Genomic DNA, 16469 nt, shown 5'->3' on the forward strand with positions numbered 1-16469 from the left:
GTTCATGGCCCTGAATGGCGGCGGCAACGGCACCGAAACCTTCACCTATCAGCTTAACGATCTCGACGGCGACACCAGCACCGCCAACCTGGTGTTGCAGGTGCATAACAACGACGACCCAGTGGTGTTGACCGGCCTGAACGTCAATGGTGGAGAAGTCACCGTCTACGAGAAAAACCTGCCGTTAGGCAGTGCTAACGATGGGTCTGCTCTGACCCAATCCGGCACCTTCACGGTGACGGCATTGGATGGCCTGAAAAACCTGACTGTGGGCGGCATCAGCGTCGTCACCAACGGCGTAGCCGCGACCTTCCCACAATCGGAACCCACCGGCCTCGGCAACACCCTGACCATCACTGGCTACAACGCCAGCACCGGGGTGATCAGCTACAGCTACACCCTCAACGGTATCGACAGCCACCCAAACGGCGCGGGCACCAATAGCATCAGTGAGTCGTTCGCGGTGGTCGCCACCGACAGCAACAACAGCAGCGACAATGGTTTACTGGACGTCAATGTGGTCGACGACGTGCCAAAAGCCGTCGACGACAACCCCGCTGGTATTGCTTCTGAGAGCCAGCTCATTCTGAGCGGCAGCGTGCTGGGCAATGATGTACAAGGTGCTGACCGCATAACGACCGGGCCTGTTACGCCAACTACCATCGTGGGTACCTACGGCACCCTGCAACTGTTTGCCGATGGCAGTTATGTCTACACCCTCGACAAGACTGACCCGCAGTTCATGGCCCTGAATGGCGGCGGCAACGGCACCGAAACCTTCACCTATCAGCTTAACGATCTCGACGGCGACACCAGCACCGCCAACCTGGTGTTGCAGGTGCATAACAACGACGACCCAGTGGTGCTGACTGGCCTGAACGTCAATGGTGGTGAAGTCACCGTCTACGAGAAAAACCTGCCGTTGGGTAGCGCTAACGATGGGCCTGCGCTGACCCAATCCGGCACCTTCACGGTGACCGCCTTGGACGGCCTGAAAAACCTGACTGTGGGCGGGATTAGCGTCGTCACCAACGGCGTCGCCGCGACCTTCCCACAATCGGAACCTACCGGCTTTGGCAACACCCTGACCATCACTGGCTACAACGCCAGCACCGGTGTGATCAGCTACAGCTACACCCTCAACGGCACCGATAGCCACCCAACCGGCGCGGGTGCCAATAGCATTAGCGAGTCGTTCACGGTGGTTGCCACTGACACCAACAACAGCAGCGACAATGGTTTACTGGACGTCAATGTGGTCGACGATGTGCCAAAAGCCGTCGACGACAATCCCGCAGGTATCGCCTCCGAGAGCCAGCTCATCCTGAGCGGTAGCGTGCTGGGTAACGACGTACAAGGCGCCGACCGCATCGCCACCGGCCCGGTTACGCCCAACACCATCGTCGGTACCTACGGCACATTGCAGTTGTTCGCCGATGGCAGCTATGTCTACACCCTGGACAAAACTGACCCACAATTTATCGCCCTGAATGGCGGCGGCAACGGCACCGAAACCTTCACCTATCAGCTTAACGATCTCGACGGCGATACCAGCACCGCCAACCTGGTCTTGCAGGTGCATAACAACGATGACCCAGTGGTGCTGACTGGCCTGAACGTCAATGGTGGCGAAGTCACCGTCTACGAGAAAAACCTGCCGTTGGGCAGCGCTAACGATGGGCCTGCGCTGACTCAATCCGGCACCTTCACGGTGACGGCCTTGGACGGCCTGAAAAACCTGACTGTGGGCGGCATCAGCGTCGTCACCAACGGCGTCGCCGCGACCTTTCCACAATCGGAACCCACCGGCCTCGGCAACACCCTGACCATCACTGGCTACAACGCCAGCACCGGGGTGATCAGCTACAGCTACACCCTCAACGGCACCGATAGCCACCCAACCGGCGCGGGTACCAATAGCATTAGCGAGTCGTTCACGGTGGTTGCCACTGACACCAACAACAGCAGCGACAATGGTTTACTGGACGTCAATGTGGTCGACGATGTGCCAAAAGCCGTCGACGACAACCCCGCAGGCATCGCCTCCGAGAGCCTGCTGACCCTGAGCGGTAGCGTGCTGGGCAACGACGTACAAGGAGCCGACCGCATCGCCACCGGCCCGGTTACGCCCAACACTATCGTCGGTACCTACGGCACATTGCAGCTGTTCGCGGATGGCAGCTACACCTACACCCTGGACAAAACTGACCCGCAATTTATCGCCCTGAATGGCGGCGGCAACGGCACCGAAACCTTCACCTATCAGCTTAACGATCTCGACGGCGACACCAGCACCGCCAACCTGGTCTTGCAGGTGCATAACAACGACGACCCAGTGGTGCTGACTGGCCTGAACGTCAATGGTGGCGAAGTCACCGTCTACGAGAAAAACCTGCCGTTGGGTAGCGCTAACGATGGGCCTGCGCTGACCCAATCCGGCACTTTCACGGTGACGGCCTTGGACGGCCTGAAAAACCTGACTGTGGGCGGCATCAGCGTCGTCACCAACGGCGTCGCTGCGACCTTCCCACAATCGGAACCCACCGGCTTCGGCAACACCCTGACCATCACCGGTTACAACGCCAGCACCGGGGTGATCAGCTACAGCTACACCCTCAACGGCACCGATAGCCACCCAACCGGCGCGGGTGCCAATAGCATTAGCGAGTCGTTCACGGTGGTTGCCACTGACACCAACAACAGCAGCGACAATGGTTCATTGGACGTCAATGTGGTCGACGACGTGCCAAAAGCCGTCGACGACAATCCCGCAGGTATCGCCTCCGAGAGCCTGCTGACCCTGAGCGGTAGCGTGCTGGGCAACGACGTACAAGGCGCCGACCGCATCGCCACCGGCCCGGTTACGCCCAACACTATCGTCGGTACCTACGGCACATTGCAGCTGTTCGCGGATGGCAGCTACACCTACACCCTTGACAAAACTGACCCGCAATTTATCGCCCTGAATGGCGGCGGCAACGGCACCGAAACCTTCACCTATCAGCTTAACGATCTCGACGGCGACACCAGCACCGCCAACCTGGTGCTACAGGTGCATAACAACAACGACCCGGTCGTGCTCACCGGCCTGGACGTCACTGGCGGCGAGTTGACCGTCTATGAGAAAAACCTGGTTGATGGTTCCAGCCCGAACATCCCGTTGTTGACCCAGACCGGTACCTTCACGGTGACCGCCTTGGACGGCCTGAAGAACCTGACTGTGGGCGGCATCAGCGTCGTCACTAACGGCGTCGCCGCGACCTTCCCACAATCGGAACCTACCGGCTTCGGCAACACCCTGACCATCACTGGCTACAACGCCAGCACCGGGGTGGTCAGCTACCGCTACACCTTGCTCGACAATGAAGCGCACCCCAATGCCAGCGGCGATAACAGTCTGTCGGAGCAGATCACGGTCACGGCCAGCGATAACGACACCAATACTGCGACGGGTACGATCGACATCAACATCATTGATGACCTGCCCACTGCCAACCCCGACGCGCGCTCGGTGATAGAAGGCGGTGTGGTCAGCGCCAATGTGCTGGGCAATGATGTCGGCGGCGCCGATAGCCCCACATTGGCTGGCGCGGTAGTCGGGGGGCGGGCGGGCAGCAACATCGGCACCCCGGCCTCTGGCGGCCTGGGCGCTAACATCAACGGCACCTATGGTTACCTGACTCTGGATGCCAACGGCAACGCCGTGTACCACAGCAACCCCAACGCGGTGAGCCCTCCGGGGGCGGTGGACACCTTCGTCTATACCGTGCGGGATGCCGACGGTGACCTAAGCACCACCACCCTGACGATTACAGTGACCGACAGCGGCCTCAAGGCGGTGGTTGACGGCGACGTCACGGTCTACGAGAAAGCCCTGGACCTGAACCTCGACGGCCAGGACCTAGCGCCTGGCACCGTGGTCGGCAGCGACCCGACGGCCACCACGGAAACCGCCAGCGGCAACCTCGCAGATTCGGTAACCGGCGGCAGTGGTCCGCTGAGTTTCAGCCTGGTCGGCAGCGCTACCGGCACTTATGGGCAGATCCTGCTCAACCCCAACGGCACCTACACCTACACCCTGACCTCGGCACCCAAGACCTTGCCCAACAGCAACGACGGGCCGAATGTATTGACCGAGACTTTCACTTATAAGGCCACCGACCAATTGGGCAACACCACCACCAGCAGCATTGTGGTGAGCATTGTCGATGATGTGCCCAAAGTGGTGTCCAGCGCGCGTGAAGTCACGGCGACGGAGGTGGACTCCAACCTGCTGCTGATCATTGATATTTCCGGCAGCATGAACGACGCCTCGGGGGCCGGCGGCACGCGGCTTGACCTGGCCAAGGCGTCCATCACCGAGTTGCTTAACCGCTACGACGAGATGGGTGATGTGAAGGTGCAGATCGTGACCTTCAACGACAGCTCCCAGCAATTGAGCAGCCAATGGGTCAGCGTCGCCACGGCCAAGACCCTGGTCAACAACCTCACGGCGTTCAACGGCACCAACTACGACTCGGCCCTCGGCACCGCGCAGACCGCCTATGGCACCGCCGGCAAGCTGGAAGGCGCGCAGAACGTGGCGTATTTCTTCTCGGACGGTAACCCCACCACGTCTAACACCAATAATCCGAACAACCCCGGCAACGTGGTCAACCCGGAATACGGCGACGGGATCGACGCCACTGAAGAGGGCGTATGGCGGGCCTTCCTCGATGCCAACGGCATCAAGGCCTATGCCATAGGCCTGGGGGCGGGGGTCAACAGTATTTACCTGGACCCGGTGGCCTACGACGGCAGCACCCACACCAACACCAACGCGGTGGTGGTGGCCAACCTGGCGGGCCTGGATGCGGTGCTGGCCGGCACGGTACAGGGCGCGCCGGTCACCGGCAGCCTGCTGACGGACGGCTCGTTCGGCGCTGACGGTGGCTTCGTCAAAGCCCTCACGGTGGATGGCATCACCTACACCTACAACCCGGCGGCGGGGGGCTCGATGAGTGCCAACCTGCCAGGCGGCCACGGTACGTTCGACACCGTCAGCAACAGTGTCACCATCACCACCAACCAGGGCGGCACGCTGGTGGTGGACATGGACAACGGCGAGTTCCGCTACACGCCGCCGAAGCTGACCGACTCGCTGGTCACCGAAACCTTTGGCGTGACCGTCAGCGACAACGACGGCGATCTCGCGACGTCCAGCCTGGTAGTCAAGGTCAACCCGAACGTGGCGCCGGTGGCGGGTGATGACCATGTGATCACCAATATCCTGTTGAGCAATATTGTGGTGCCTGCCGAGTTGCTGCTGGCCAATGACAGCGATGCCAACCATGACAACCTGACGGCTATCCCCACCAGTTTTCCAACCGGCTGGGTGGCCAAAGGCGCGGCCTTTACCGGGACGGGGACCAGAACGCTCACCGGTACAACTGTGGGGGATGTACGTACCTCGTTTGCCGGTGATGCGGCGAACCTCACTGCAGCACTTTTGATCACCGGCAGTCTCGGCAATGTCGGTGGCGCTACGGCCGACGATCGTTTAACGGTCACGCTCAAGGCGGGTGAGACCCTCAGCCTGGATCACAACCGGCCGGTCGGTAACATCGTCATGGCCTATTCGATCAACGGTGGCAGCGAGCTCCCTCTTGCGGATGGCACGACGCTGACTGCGTTAGCGGACGGTAGCTATCAGATTCACATTACCAACACCTCCAATCCAACAGGCGGCAACCCCAATGGCACAGAAAGCTACCAGTTGGACATGAAGATCAACTACGCCGGCGCCCAGGACTACACACCGCAGTACCACGGCAACTACTCGGTCAGCGATAACCACGGCGGCAGCGACAGCGCCGCGGTAGACATCAGCTACCAGGCCGGTACGACCCTCACCGGTACCAACGGTGATGACATCATCATGGCCGGGCCCGGCAACAACATCCTCAATGGCGGCGATGGCAACGACGTGCTCACCGCCGGCACCGGCAACAATCAGATGCACGGCGGCAATGGCAATGACCTGCTGTTCAGCGGCATCGGCAATGACCTGCTCGATGGCGGGGCGGGCCTCGACACCGTCAGCTATGCCCATGCCACGGCAGGCGTGACCGTCAACCTTGGCCTGGCGACGGGGCAAATCACTGGCGGCGCCGGAACCGATACATTGATGGCCCTGGAGAACCTGGTGGGCTCCAACTTCAATGACTTCCTCACGGGCAACGGCAACAACAACCTGATCTCCGGCGGGCTGGGCAATGACACCCTCAAGGGCGAGGGGGGCGATGACATCCTGATCGGCGGCCTGGGTAACAACACCCTGACCGGTGGCCCTGGCGCCGATACCTTCCAGTACCTGACCGGCGGTAGCGGGCACGATGTCATCACCGACTTTGCGGTGGGCACCGACAAGCTCGACCTGTCGCAATTGCTGCAAGGCGAGAATGCGACGACGGCGTCCCTGGATGACTACCTGCACTTCAAGGTGGTGGGCGGTACGACCACCATCGACATCAGCGCCGTTGCAGGTGCCACGCCGAACCAGACCATCGACCTGGCCGGGGTCAACCTGGCGACCCAATACGGCGTCACGCCGGGCGCGGGCGGGTTGATTGCGGGCGGGGCGGATACGGCGACGATCATCAATGGGATGTTGAATGACCATTCGTTGAAGGTGGATACCGTGTAATCCCCTGTGGCGAGGGAGCTTGCTCCCGTTGGACTGCGTAGCAGCCCCATTCAGGGCCGCTTCGCGCCCCGACGGGAGCAAGCTCCCTCGCCACGTCTCTCGCCACAGACAGGTACTGGCCTGTGGCTTTAGCTCATTGAGTTATAAGCACCATACTTTGCGTGATATGGCCCGCCAGCGTTTGCCGGTATGATAGGCGCCCCCGCAGTCTGGATTGCGAATACGCCATGACCCTGCAATACCCAACCATCGCCGATTGCGTCGGCAACACACCTTTGGTCCGCTTGCAGCGCATGGCGGGTAACACCAGCAATACCTTGCTGCTCAAGCTCGAGGGGAATAACCCGGCGGGCTCGGTCAAGGACCGTCCGGCGCTGTCGATGATCGCCCGTGCCGAGCAGCGCGGGCAGATCAAGCCCGGCGACACCCTGATCGAAGCCACCTCCGGTAATACCGGGATTGCCCTGGCCATGGCCGCAGCGATCAAGGGCTACAAAATGATCCTGATCATGCCCGACAACGGCAGCGCCGAGCGCAAGGCCGCAATGACCGCCTATGGCGCCGAGCTGGTCCTGGTGACCCAGGAAGAGGGCATGGAAGGCGCGCGTGATCTCGCCGAGCGCATGGCCGCCGAAGGCCGTGGCCAGGTGTTGGACCAGTTCGCCAACGGTGACAACCCCGAGGCGCACTACACCAGCACCGGCCCGGAGATCTGGCGCCAGACCCAGGGCACCATCACCCATTTCGTCAGCTCCATGGGCACCACCGGCACCATCATGGGCAACTCGCGCTACCTCAAGGAGCAGAACCCGGCGATCCAGATCGTTGGCCTGCAACCGATGGAAGGCGCGGCGATCCCGGGGATCCGCCGTTGGCCCGAAGAGTACCTGCCCAAGATCTACAACGCCGCCCGCGTCGATCGCATCATCGACATGGCCCAGCGTGAAGCCGAAGACACCACCCGTCGCCTGGCCCGTGAAGAAGGCATCTTCTGCGGCGTGTCCTCCGGCGGTGCGGTGGCAGGGATGTTGCGTTTGTCTGCAGAACTGGAAAACGCGGTGATCGTCGCGATCATCTGTGACCGAGGCGACCGCTACCTGTCGACCGGCATTTTCGACGCGCCCAACTGATGGCCAAGCAAGAGCGAGGCCTGCGCTTCCAGCCCACGGGTGGCAGCCGGGCGCCCCAAGTACCGGTCGGCAAAAAGCAGCGCCTGACCATTGAGCGCCTGGCCAATGATGGCCGGGGAATCGTGTTTTTCGAAGGCCGCACCTGGTTTGTGGTGGGTGCCCTGGCCGGCGAGGAAGTCGAGGCGCGGGTGCTGGGTGCCCATGGCAAAGTGGTCGAGGCCCGCACCGAGCGGGTGTTCAAGGCCAGCGAACTGCGCCGCCCGGCGCCGTGCGTCCATGCCGGTCGCTGCGGCGGTTGCAGCCTGCAACATTTGCCCCATGGCGAACAGCTTGCCCTGAAACAGCGCATGCTCGCCGAGCAATTGTCCCGTGTCGCCGGGGTCGAGCCCCAGGAGTGGGCCGCGCCGTTGAGCGGGCCCGAGTTCGGCTATCGCCGCCGCGCCCGTGTCGCGGTGCGCTGGGACGCCAAGGCCAAGCGCCTGGACGTGGGTTTTCGCGCCGTGGCCAGCCAGGACATCGTGGCCATCGACGATTGCCCGGTGCTGGTACAGGCCTTGCAACCGATCATGCAGCGTCTGCCCAATATGTTGCGGCGCCTGAGCAAACCTCAGGCCCTGGGGCATGTCGAGTTGTTCAGCGGCTCGTCGATTGCCGTGTTGCTGCGGCATATGGCGCCGCTGTCCGACGCTGACCTGCTGGTGCTGCAGGAATTTTGCGCGTTCCATGATGCCCAGTTGTGGCTGCATGGAGAGGGCGAGCCGCAGCCGTTCGCGGCCGGGCAGGCCCTGGGCTATCGTCTGGAGCAGTGGGACCTGAAGCTGGCGTACCGGCCGGGGGATTTTGTCCAGGTCAACGCCGGGGTCAACGAAGCGATGGTGGCCCAGGCGCTGGACTGGCTGGCACCGCGCTCCGACGAACGGGTGCTGGACCTGTTTTGTGGCCTGGGCAACTTTGCCTTGCCCCTGGCCCGCCAGGTGCGTGAAGTGGTGGCGGTAGAGGGCGTGCAGGCCATGGTGGACCGCGCGGCCCTCAACGCAGGCAGCAATAATTTGCATAATGTGCAGTTTTTTCAGGCCGATTTGTCCCAGCCTTTGAGTGACGCGCAATGGGCCAAAGCAGGCTTTTGTGCGGTACTCTTGGACCCACCCCGTGATGGTGCCCTGGAGGTTGTGCGCAAGCTCGCCACTCTGGGGGCTGATCGCCTGGTGTATGTGTCCTGCAATCCAGCCACGCTGGCGCGGGACACTGTCGAGTTGGTCAAGCAAGGCTACCGGCTAAAACGTGCCGGGATCCTCGATATGTTTCCGCAAACCGCGCATGTCGAGGCGATGGCGTTATTTGAAGCGAGCTAGGATGCTCGCTTAGTCCGACTGGCCTGCGTTCTCCTGGGCCTGTGACCTGCCAGGGAGTTCGCGTTACAAGGGTCAGCGATTTTGACGCGCTACAGGCGCGTCGTAGGGAAGGTAAGCAAGATGGTACAGGTGAGAGCACACCAGCCGATCAACACCGACGGCAGTATCAATCTCGAGGCATGGCTGGATCATGCCGTCAGTGTCGATCCGGCACTGGACCGTGAAGCCTTGAAAGCCGCCTGCGAGTTCGCTCGCGAGGCCGAACAGCAAGACAATGCGGCCAAGAATCTGTGGGCCGAAGGAACCTCCAGTTTCCGTACCGGGCTTGAAATCGCCGAGATCCTCGCCGACCTCAAGCTGGATCAGGACTCGCTGATCGCCGCGGTGCTCTATCGCGGCGTGCGCGAAGGGCATATTGCGTTGCCCTTGGTCAGCCAGCGTTTCGGCGCGGTGGTGGCCAAGCTGATCGACGGCGTGCTGCGCATGGCTGCGATCAGCGCCAGCCTCAGCCCGCGCCAGTCGATGGTGCTGGGCACCCAGGGGCAGGTGGAAAACCTGCGCAAGATGCTGGTGGCGATGGTCGACGACGTACGCGTGGCGCTGATCAAGCTGGCCGAACGTACCTGCGCGATCCGTGCGGTGAAAACCGCCGATGACGAAAAGCGCAACCGTGTCGCCCGCGAGGTCTTCGATATCTACGCGCCCCTGGCCCACCGCCTGGGGATCGGCCATATCAAGTGGGAGCTGGAGGACCTGTCCTTCCGCTACCTCGAACCCGATCAATACAAACAGATCGCCACCCTGCTGCATGAGCGGCGGCTGGATCGTGAGCGCTTTATCAGCGATGTGATGGGCCAGTTGCGCTCGGAGTTGCAGGCGACCGGCGTCGAAGCCGATATCAGCGGGCGCGCCAAACACATCTATTCGATCTGGCGCAAAATGCAGCGCAAGGGCCTGGCCTTCAGCCAGATCTACGACGTGCGCGCCGTACGCGTGCTGGTGCCGGAAATGCGCGATTGCTACACCGCGCTGGGCATCGTCCACACCCTGTGGCGGCATATTCCCAAGGAATTCGACGACTACATCGCCAACCCCAAGGAAAACGGCTACCGCTCGCTGCACACGGCGGTGATCGGCCCCGAGGGCAAGGTGCTGGAAGTGCAGATCCGCACCCACGCCATGCACGAAGAAGCCGAGCTGGGGGTTTGCGCGCACTGGCGCTACAAGGGTACCGACGTCAAGGCGGGCTCCAACCAGTACGAAGAGAAAATCTCCTGGCTACGCCAAGTGCTGGAGTGGCACGAAGAACTCGGCGATATCGGCGGCCTGGCCGAACAGTTGCGGGTGGATATCGAGCCAGACCGGGTCTATATCTTCACCCCCGACGGCCACGCCATCGACCTGCCCAAGGGCGCGACACCGCTGGACTTCGCCTACCGGGTGCACACCGAGATCGGCCACAACTGCCGTGGCGCCAAGATCAACGGGCGTATCGTGCCGCTCAACTACAGCCTGCAGACCGGTGAGCAGGTCGAGATCATCACCAGCAAGCACGGCACCCCGAGCCGCGACTGGCTGAACCCGAACCTGGGCTACATCACCACGTCGCGGGCGCGGGCGAAGATTGTCCACTGGTTCAAGCTGCAGGCGCGGGACCAGAACGTCGCCGCCGGCAAGACCCTGCTCGAGCGCGAGCTGGGGCGCCTGGGCCTGCCCCAGGTGGATTTCGACAAGTTGGCCGAAAAAGCCAACATGAAGATTGCCGAAGACATGTTCGCCGCCCTCGGCGCCGGCGACCTGCGCCTGGCGCAACTGGTCAACCTGGCCCAGCAGTTGGTGGAGCCGGAGCGCGGCAGCGAACAACTGGAGCTGATTCCCCGCAAGGCCACCGGCTACAAGCCGGGCAAGCGCGGCGATATCCAGATCCAGGGCGTGGGCAACCTGATGACCCAGATGGCCGGCTGCTGCCAGCCGTTGCCGGGCGACGCGATCGTCGGCTACATCACCCAGGGCCGTGGGGTGAGCATTCACCGCCAGGATTGTGCCTCGGTGTTGCAACTGGGCGGGCGCGAGCCGGAGCGGATCATCCAGGTCAGCTGGGGCCCGGTGCCGGTGCTCACCTACCCGGTGGACATCATCATCCGCGCCTACGACCGTTCGGGGTTGCTGCGTGACGTCTCGCAAGTGCTGCTCAACGAGCGGATCAACGTACTGGCGGTCAACACCCGCTCGAACAAGGAGGACAACACCGCGTTGATGTCCCTGACCATCGAGATTCCGGGTCTGGACGCGTTGGGGCGGCTGCTGGGGCGTATCTCCCAACTGCCGAACATCATCGAGACCCGGCGTAACCGCACGCCATGAATCGCTGGATGAGTGCGGCCTGAAATGTGGGAGCGGGCTTGCCTGCGATACAGGCGCCTCGGTCTACCCGATACCGAGGTGCCTGCATCGCGGGCAAGCCCGACGCCCACATTTGCTCGGTGGTTTTCCCACTTGATCGGATAGAGAACGATGTATTCACTTGAAGACCTGCTACACCTGATGAACCGTCTGCGCGACCCGCAATACGGTTGCCCGTGGGACATCAGGCAAACCTACGCCAGTATCGTGCCTCACACCCTGGAAGAAGCCTACGAAGTCGCCGACGCCATCGAGCGTGGGGATTTTGATCATCTGCAAGGCGAGCTGGGCGACCTGTTGTTCCAGGTGGTCTATTACAGCCAACTGGCCCGGGAAGAAGGGCGCTTCGAGTTCGCCGGCGTGGTCGACAGCATCACCCGCAAGCTGATTCGCCGGCATCCCCATGTGTTCCCCACCGGCGACCTGTATGCGCCGCTGGATATCCCTCAGTTAAGCGAAGAGCAGGTCAAGGCGCGCTGGGAGCAAATCAAGGCCGAGGAGCGCGCAGAAAAATCCGACGCCCCACAGCAACTGTCCCTGCTTGATGATGTACCCCACGCCTTGCCGTCCCTGTCCCGCGCCGCCAAATTGCAAAAGCGCGCGAGCCAGGTCGGCTTCGACTGGCCAGCGGCGCTGCCGGTGGTGGATAACGTGCGTGAAGAGCTCGATGAGGTGCTCGAAGCCATGGCCGACAACGACCCGGCAGCGATTGCCGATGAAGTCGGTGACCTGCTGTTTGCAGCGGTCAACCTGGCCCGGCACCTCAAGGTGGACCCGGAAACCGCCCTGCGCGGTGCCAATGCCAAATTCGAAAGGCGATTCCGATTTATCGAACAGGCATTGCGCGACACCCACCGTCCCATGGAAGATTGCACCCTCGAAGAGTTGGACGCCCTCTGGGGCGAAGCCAAACGCCAGGAAAAGAATGTGTCCAACTGCGGTTGAGCAGTTGCCTAAGTGAGTAAGCACCATGAGCATTTCCCTTCGCGACCAGTTGCTCAAAGCAGGCCTGGTCAATCAGAAGCAGGCCAAGCAGGTCGGCAAAGACAAGCAGAAGCAGCAGCGCCTGGTTCACAAAGGCCAGGCCCAGGCCGATGACACCCAGCAGCGCCTGGCCCTGGAAGCGCAGGCCGAGAAGGTCAAGCGCGACCAGGAGCTCAACCGCCAGCAGCAGGAAAAGGTCGAGGCCAAGGCCCGTGCCGCGCAGGTCAAGCAATTGATCGAGACCTCGCGCCTGCCCAAGTTGACCACCGAGGACTATTACAACTTCGTGGACGACAAGAAGGTCAAGCGCCTGTCGGTCAACACCTTGATGCGCAACAAGCTGAGCAACGGCTCGTTGGCGATTGTCCATCACGGTGGCGGTTACGAAGTGATTCCACGGGAGGCCGCGCTGAAAATCCAGGAGCGCGCACCTGAGCGTATCGTCCAGATGAACATCCTCACCGAGACCCAGGTGCCGGATGAGGATGATCCGTACGCCGCCTATCAGATCCCTGACGACCTGATGTGGTAAGGCGTTAAAAACAACAAACCCCGCTCAAAAGGCGGGGTTTGTGTTTATAGACACTGCGGCTGCGTGGGCCGGGTGGCTATGGGATTTCAGCGCTTCAGGCGCTTGATGCCTGGCGTCTCATTTCGAGGGTTTCGAGCTCGTTTTTATAGTTATGGGCGTCGCACTCGTTGTGAAACATACCGACCAGCAGGTCTTGTTGATGCACATCCCAGATATGAATCCCGTGGGCCAGGGCCTCGTGGGACATATGGGCATCGTCGCGTTCCGTTACTTTTACTGTCATCTGCTTGCTCCAGTCTCTGGTTGATCTGCGGCAAGGCGTCGCAGGCCTTTGTTATATATTTTGTTAGCTTGCTAAGTAAACTGACTTTGCACGCAACAATTCATTGCAGCAAACGCAACAATGCTCCAGGCCACGTAAACCGCGACATTGCGTCGCAGGGCCTGGAGTTTTATGACAAAAGCTTCATGTTCGAGTCAGGCTTTGGCCGGGTGCCAGGCCTTCCACCGCTATCCCAGGCGAGCCAGCTCCCACCTTGGAATGCACCACCTGTGGGAGCTGGCTTGCCTGCGATAACGTCAGTCGCCTCACTCCAAACGCCAGGCGAAAAAAAGCCCCGCATTTAGCGAGGCTCTTTTAAACACTCAACGATCAGCTGCCTTTCACAGCCTTGCCGTTGACCGTGCCGTCCAACAGCATGATGTTGTATTCCTTGCCGTCGGTTTCGACTTGTTGCAGGCGAACCAGCAGGTAATCCCAATCCTTGGCAAACCACATCACAGTAATGCGCTTGCTTTGCGTCGGGTCGCGCACGCGCTCAACCTTGATGGCGTCGATCTTGCCGGCCTTGGTCTCGACTTTCTCGGCACCCAGCACGCGGAAGTCATAGGTGTCGACTTCGCCGTCATCCACCACCTGGTAGCTCATGGTTTTCTTGCCGGCGGCCACGTCATGCTGCAGGGCCAACTGGTAAGTGGATTTGTCGACCATGCCACGGTTCAGCGGGATCTTCACCGCATCACCGCGATCGGTGCCGGTGACCATCTTGGCGGTCCAATCGAAGTCCAGGTCGGCTTTCTTGGCTTTACCCAGCCCACCCCGTTCAAAGTGGTAGGACTGTGGCAGCAAAGTATCCTTGTCCAGGGTCAAGGTGCTGGTTTCGGTCAGGCTGGCGATCATCATCGAGGCCTTGAAGCTGAGCTTCCAGGTACCGTCGGCGTTTTTTTCCAGGCTGCGTTCCGCAGTGCCGCTCATGGGCAACTGCTTCCAGTCGGCGGTATAGCTGGCGGAGAAAGGCTGAAGGTCTGCCGCGTGCACGGCAGGCAGTGCAAACAGAGCAAAAGCGAAGAGCAGGGCGCGACGCATAAAATCTCCTAGGTACGAATCAAGTGGCCGCTGGCCGCAAGTAACTGGCCATCCAACAATGCACCCTGTTCACCGAGAACCAAGCGGCCTTCGGCAAACCAGCGAACCGCCAGCGGGTAAATCCTGTGTTCCTGGGTGTGAACCCGTTGCGCAAGGCTCTGCGCTGAGTCCGCAGACTCTACCGGAACTACTGCCTGTACGACCAGAGGCCCGCCATCGAGTTCCTCGGTGACAAAGTGCACGCTGCAGCCGTGCTCCGTATCGCCGGCCTCAAGGGCCCGTTGGTGAGTGTGTAAACCTTTGTATTTAGGCAGCAGGGAAGGGTGGATATTCAGCAGGCGCCCCTGGTAATGGCGCACGAAATCAGCGCTGAGAATGCGCATGAAACCGGCGAGGACCACGAGCTTGGGGTTGAAGGCGTCGATCAGTTCGATCAAGGCTGCATCGAAGGCCTCGCGACCGTCGAACGCCTTGTGATCCAGGGCGCGGGTGTCGATACCCGCGTCCTGGGCGCGTTGCAGGCCGTAGGCGTCGCTGCGGTTGGAAATCACCGCAGCGATGCGCACCGGGCTGTCGCCGGCGCGCGTGCTGTCGATCAGGGCCTGCAAGTTACTGCCGGTGCCGGAGAGCAGCACCACGACATCACAGGTTGCTGGCATCAGTGAGCCTTGAGGTTCTTCAGTTCAACCTGGGCAGCACCTTCGGCAGCCGTGGCGATCTGGCCGATCACCCATGGCTGCTCGCCGGCTTCACGCAGAACGTTCAGCGCGGTTTCCACGTGCTCTTGAGCCACGCAGATGACCATGCCCACGCCGCAGTTCAGCACGCGGTGCATTTCGGTCTCGTTGACGTTGCCTTTCTCTTGCAGCCAGTCGAAGACCGCCGGGCGCTGCCAGCTGGCCACGTCGACGATGGCCTGGGCGCCTTTTGGCAGTACGCGCGGGATGTTGTCCAGCAGGCCGCCACCGGTGATGTGGGCCATGGCCTTGACCGCGCCGGTGTCCTTGATCAGCTTGAGCAATGGCTTGACGTAGATGCGGGTCGGGGCCATCAGCAGGTCGGTCAGAGGCTTGCCGTCGAGCTGGGTGTTCTCGATGTCGGCGCCGGACACTTCGATGATCTTGCGGATCAGCGAGTAGCCGTTGGAGTGCGGGCCGGACGATGGCAGGGCCAGCAGGGCGTCACCGGCCGCCACCTTGGAGCCGTCGATGATCTCGGCTTTTTCCACGACGCCGACGCAGAAGCCGGCCAGGTCGTAGTCTTCGCCTTCGTACATGCCTGGCATTTCAGCGGTTTCGCCGCCGACCAGGGAGCAACCCGACAGTTCGCAGCCAGCGCCGATACCGGTGACCACTTGTGCAGCGGTCTCCACGTTGAGCTTGCCGGTGGCGTAGTAGTCGAGGAAGAACAACGGCTCGGCGCCGCATACCACCAGGTCGTTGACGCACATGGCCACCAGGTCGATGCCGATGGTGTCGTGCTTGTTCAGGTTCAGGGCCAGGCGCAGCTTGGTGCCCACGCCGTCGGTGCCGGAGACCAGCACTGGCTGCTTGTAGCCGGCCGGGATCTCGCAGAGGGCGCCGAAACCGCCCAGGCCGCCCATGACTTCGGGGCGCGCAGTGCGCTTGGCGACGCTCTTGATGCGTTCGACCAATGCTTCACCGGCGTCGATGTCTACACCGGCGTCCTTGTAGCTCAGGGAGGGTTGCTTGCTCATGATCCAGGCCTTTAGGGGGGATTCAGGGGTAACGACCGATGCGGTGGGCACAGAAGCTGAACACTTCAGGACGCCCAGCCGTTGACGGTCTGCGAAGGCGCGCGATTTTATCAGGCTTGAGGGGCAGCGGCCATCCTCGGGCCGACGGGCAGGGGCATATGGTGCTAAAAAAACCTTAATAGGCGCCGCGATCGCCTGTATTAAGGTATAGCCTTTAACCCGCTATCGTTATGACAGTACGAAAACTTACCGGGGCCTTGTGAATGTTTTGCCGGTCGCTGTGGTCACAGCCTTGCTTAA

General features: G+C 61.5%; 10 protein-coding genes. 6 read left to right on the forward strand and 4 right to left on the reverse strand.

The features are described 5' to 3' along the window. The 6 genes from HBO24_RS25210 to HBO24_RS25235 form a co-directional block, all read left to right on the forward strand. On the forward strand, window positions 1-6685 hold a 6685-nt coding region (locus tag HBO24_RS25210), incomplete at its 5' end, for a VCBS domain-containing protein (protein WP_170060557.1). Window positions 6686-6912: 227 nt separating this feature from the next. After that, the gene (gene cysM, locus HBO24_RS25215; RefSeq protein ID WP_057438752.1) at window positions 6913-7815 is read left to right on the forward strand and encodes a cysteine synthase CysM; all 903 of its coding nucleotides are present in this window, start codon (window positions 6913-6915) and stop codon (window positions 7813-7815) included. Continuing rightward, window positions 7815-9167, forward strand: coding sequence for a 23S rRNA (uracil(1939)-C(5))-methyltransferase RlmD (gene rlmD / locus HBO24_RS25220; RefSeq protein ID WP_170060558.1), 1353 nt, complete (start codon window positions 7815-7817; stop codon window positions 9165-9167). Before cysM ends, rlmD begins: the two co-directional genes overlap by 1 nt. Before the next feature lie 120 nt (window positions 9168-9287). Further along, a complete protein-coding gene (relA, locus tag HBO24_RS25225) occupies window positions 9288-11531 on the forward strand; it encodes a GTP diphosphokinase (protein WP_038446847.1) in 2244 nt (747 codons plus the stop codon). A gap of 150 nt (window positions 11532-11681) precedes the next feature. Next, window positions 11682-12515, forward strand: a complete 834-nt coding sequence (gene mazG, locus HBO24_RS25230; protein WP_170060559.1) for a nucleoside triphosphate pyrophosphohydrolase — start codon at window positions 11682-11684, stop codon at window positions 12513-12515. A gap of 25 nt (window positions 12516-12540) precedes the next feature. Further along, window positions 12541-13086, forward strand: a complete 546-nt coding sequence (locus HBO24_RS25235; protein WP_057958846.1) for a DUF2058 domain-containing protein — start codon at window positions 12541-12543, stop codon at window positions 13084-13086. Between the two features lie 94 nt (window positions 13087-13180). On the opposite strand, the gene HBO24_RS25240 is transcribed toward HBO24_RS25235, so the two are convergent. From HBO24_RS25240 to purM, 4 genes are all read right to left on the reverse strand, one after another. Continuing rightward, window positions 13181-13369, reverse strand: coding sequence for a hypothetical protein (locus tag HBO24_RS25240; RefSeq protein WP_057438755.1), 189 nt, complete (start codon window positions 13367-13369; stop codon window positions 13181-13183). A gap of 369 nt (window positions 13370-13738) precedes the next feature. Beyond that, window positions 13739-14452 (reverse strand): DUF3108 domain-containing protein, encoded by a 714-nt coding sequence (locus HBO24_RS25245; RefSeq protein ID WP_057444555.1) that lies wholly within the window; start codon window positions 14450-14452, stop codon window positions 13739-13741. Window positions 14453-14460: 8 nt separating this feature from the next. Beyond that, window positions 14461-15111 (reverse strand): phosphoribosylglycinamide formyltransferase, encoded by a 651-nt coding sequence (purN, locus tag HBO24_RS25250; RefSeq protein ID WP_057438756.1) that lies wholly within the window; start codon window positions 15109-15111, stop codon window positions 14461-14463. After that, window positions 15111-16169, reverse strand: coding sequence for a phosphoribosylformylglycinamidine cyclo-ligase (gene purM / locus HBO24_RS25255; RefSeq protein ID WP_032857036.1), 1059 nt, complete (start codon window positions 16167-16169; stop codon window positions 15111-15113). Before purM ends, purN begins: the two co-directional genes overlap by 1 nt. Between the last annotated feature and the right edge of the window lie 300 nt (window positions 16170-16469).

It is taken from the genome of Pseudomonas sp. WS 5410, assembly GCF_012985645.1.
Classification (GTDB): Bacteria; Pseudomonadota; Gammaproteobacteria; order Pseudomonadales; family Pseudomonadaceae; genus Aquipseudomonas; species Aquipseudomonas shahriarae.

Excerpts from the sequence above, each read along its gene's own strand:
- cysM (WP_057438752.1), top strand. The coding sequence starts at position 6,913 with ATGACCCTGCAATACCCAACCATCGCCGATTGCGTCGGCAACACACCT.
- rlmD (WP_170060558.1), top strand. The coding sequence starts at position 7,815 with ATGGCCAAGCAAGAGCGAGGCCTGCGCTTCCAGCCCACGGGTGGCAGC.
- relA (WP_038446847.1), top strand. The coding sequence starts at position 9,288 with ATGGTACAGGTGAGAGCACACCAGCCGATCAACACCGACGGCAGTATC.
- mazG (WP_170060559.1), top strand. The coding sequence starts at position 11,682 with ATGTATTCACTTGAAGACCTGCTACACCTGATGAACCGTCTGCGCGAC.
- HBO24_RS25235 (WP_057958846.1), top strand. The coding sequence starts at position 12,541 with ATGAGCATTTCCCTTCGCGACCAGTTGCTCAAAGCAGGCCTGGTCAAT.
- HBO24_RS25240 (WP_057438755.1), bottom strand. The coding sequence starts at position 13,369 with ATGACAGTAAAAGTAACGGAACGCGACGATGCCCATATGTCCCACGAG.
- HBO24_RS25245 (WP_057444555.1), bottom strand. The coding sequence starts at position 14,452 with ATGCGTCGCGCCCTGCTCTTCGCTTTTGCTCTGTTTGCACTGCCTGCC.
- purN (WP_057438756.1), bottom strand. The coding sequence starts at position 15,111 with ATGCCAGCAACCTGTGATGTCGTGGTGCTGCTCTCCGGCACCGGCAGT.
- purM (WP_032857036.1), bottom strand. The coding sequence starts at position 16,169 with ATGAGCAAGCAACCCTCCCTGAGCTACAAGGACGCCGGTGTAGACATC.